General features: G+C 56.9%; 1 protein-coding gene and 1 pseudogene. One reads left to right on the top strand and one right to left on the bottom strand.

Features of this window, described 5'->3' with window-relative positions:
- The first annotated feature begins 24 nt into the window (after positions 1 to 24).
- Positions 25 to 1,165: pseudogene (locus ACP5E6_RS18295) on the top strand (transposase).
- 173 nt (positions 1,166 to 1,338) lie between these two features.
- Here the strand turns inward: ACP5E6_RS18295 and ACP5E6_RS18290 are convergent.
- A complete protein-coding gene (locus ACP5E6_RS18290) occupies positions 1,339 to 2,025 on the bottom strand; it encodes a PEP-CTERM sorting domain-containing protein (RefSeq protein ID WP_427956752.1) in 687 nt (228 codons plus the stop codon).
- Between the last annotated feature and the right edge of the window lie 395 nt (positions 2,026 to 2,420).

Here is a 2,420-nt window from a genome sequence, read left to right as displayed (position 1 = left end):
TTTTTTTTGCGTCAAAGTGTCGATATGGCGACATTCATTCCGTTTGACCGTACGCAGGCGTTTCTGCTCCCGCCTGACCTGAAGGACTGGCTGCCGGAGGATGATCTGGCGCATTTCATCCTGGCGGCTGTGGAGCGAGTGCCGTTGCATTCGTTCAAGGTGAACAAGCAGGCCGGCGGCAAGCCGCAATATTATCCGCAACTGATGCTGGCTTTGCTGATTTACAGCTATGCCAACGGCCTCTTCTCGTCACGGCGGATTGAACGCGCCACGCATCGCGATCTCGGTGTGCGCTTCGTCGCGGCCAACACCCATCCTGATCACGACACGATCGCGGTCTTTCGCCGGACCAACAAAGCGGCCTTCGAGACGGCGTTTCTACAGGTGCTGCTGCTGGCGCGCGAGGCGGGAAGCCCTGAAGGCGAAGCTCGATGCCGCCTGCGCCAGACTTGAGAAGGAGGCTCAGGAGCAAGCCGCAGCTGAGCGCCCGGCCGATGAGGACAGAAAGGCCGCCCATGACGCGAAGAAAGCTCGACGTGGGGCGCCGCCTCGACCTCCCGATGACGACCCACCAGCTTCGCGCCAGACCAACCTGACCGATCCGGACAGCGCGCTGATGCGCCGCTCCGACGCCCATGAATATCGCCAAGCCTACAATGCCCAGGCGGTCGTGTGTGCCGATGGCTCGCAATTGATCCTGACCACCAACCTCGTCACCACCTCGGCCGACGCGCCGAGCTTTGCCCAAACCATTCTTGCGATGCGCCAGGGCATCGGACTGCCCACCACGGTGTTGGCCGACACCGGCTACGCCGGTGCTGCGGCCGTGGCCGCACTCAAGGCCCAAGGGATCGAGCCACTGGTGGCGATCGGGCGAACCCAGCTGCATCGCCCCTATGATTTCCGGCCACCGCCAGAGCCCAAGACGCCGCGGCAGGTGAAAGAGCCATGGCGGATCGCGATGAAAGCCAAACTGGAGACCAAAGATGCCAAAGCCACTTACAAAAAGCGCAAACAGACCGTCGAACCAGTCTTCGGCATCATCAAAGCCGCAATGGGCTTCACCCGGTTCCGCCTGCGCGGCCTCAACAACGTGGCCACAGAATGGCTGCTGACGGCACTCGCCGATAACTGCAGGCGCATCGTCCGCATCAAGGCGGCCTGAGACCCCCAAGGCTCAGAATTTTCCGCTCACACAAGCCGCAAATCCGACGGGCTGCTAGAGCCATGTCCTTGGAACGGATGTCCTTGCAACGGTGTCCCTGGCACGGGCAAGAGTACGACAAAAAAACGGCCTCAGGTGAGCGAGGCCGTCCGAGTTGCGATCAGCAAGACGGATCAGAGTAATTTCTGGCGCCGACGGAGAACCAGGCCGAGGGCGAGCAGACCGGTGCCGAGTAACAGCAGGCTACCGGGTTCGGGGACGTCCACTTTGAGCACTGATGGTGCCCCGTTGGCTTCGACGTAATCGACGACGAAGCTGCTCAGTGCGCCGGTCGGCAGCATGCCGGTATCGCTGACGGCAGAGGTTTCGCCGGGGGATGATGTTACTGTGGTGTTGTTGGCGTAGCTGCTGGCCCCATCGTCATGAGTGATCGTGACGTTGGTACCCGACGCGATGGTGGTTGGAGGACCTTCGAGCGAGAATTGGAGGTATGAATAATTGCTGGTCCCCGAAGAACTCATCGTCAGTCCGAGAAATGCCGCTTGACTATAGGTCGAACTGGAGTACCCCGAGATATTGCTCGGCGTGGTGAAAAACTCGCTGAAGAAATTTGATTGGTTCTGGCCGTTGCTATTGTCGAAATTCAGCGGGCCGGAGTAGGTGAACGATGCGATTGCATCCGAAGGCGATGGCGCCGGGCTTGCAGCGGCGTTGATGAAGTCGCCTCCACCGATCGTACCATTCGTTGTGGTCCATACCGTTACTGACCAGGTCGGATTGTAAATATCCGCCTGTGCAATTCCGGTTAAACCGAGAGCGGCAACCGCGCCGGCTAACAGATATTTTTTAATCCTAGACATTTTTTATCTCCCATTTCTGAAGAGCCATGATCACCAAGGACCATGAGCGCTGTAAAAACTACGGCGCACCTAAACACAATGCATAAACCGTTCCAAAAATGATGATATTCAGAATCAATGACTTGGGTCGTCTCAAACGGTGAGATGTAAAAGACTCCGACAACACATCGGTTTCAGTTCTACTTTTAGTTTTATTTTGTTTTAACTTATCACAGTAGTTGTGGCGATCACGGACATAAACGCCGGCATTCTTTACTATTATCGATATTCGATATGTTAGTGTCTTTTATGTTCGATCTAGGTCATGCGCGCAGGCGCGAAAGTGGTTGATACATTCCGTAGGTTGGAAGACATCGGTCATCCTGTAAGAGCGCAAACAACGGCGGGTTCTGCGC

Source organism: Acidiphilium sp., from assembly GCF_049977125.1.
Lineage (GTDB): Bacteria > Pseudomonadota > Alphaproteobacteria > Acetobacterales > Acetobacteraceae > Acidiphilium.
The sequence above is the reverse complement of the archived record's forward strand: the minus strand, read 5'-3'. Positions and strand labels throughout refer to the sequence as shown.

Coding starts and splice junctions, on each gene's coding strand:
- ACP5E6_RS18290 (WP_427956752.1), bottom strand. CDS start 2,025: ATGTCTAGGATTAAAAAATATCTGTTAGCCGGCGCGGTTGCCGCTCTC.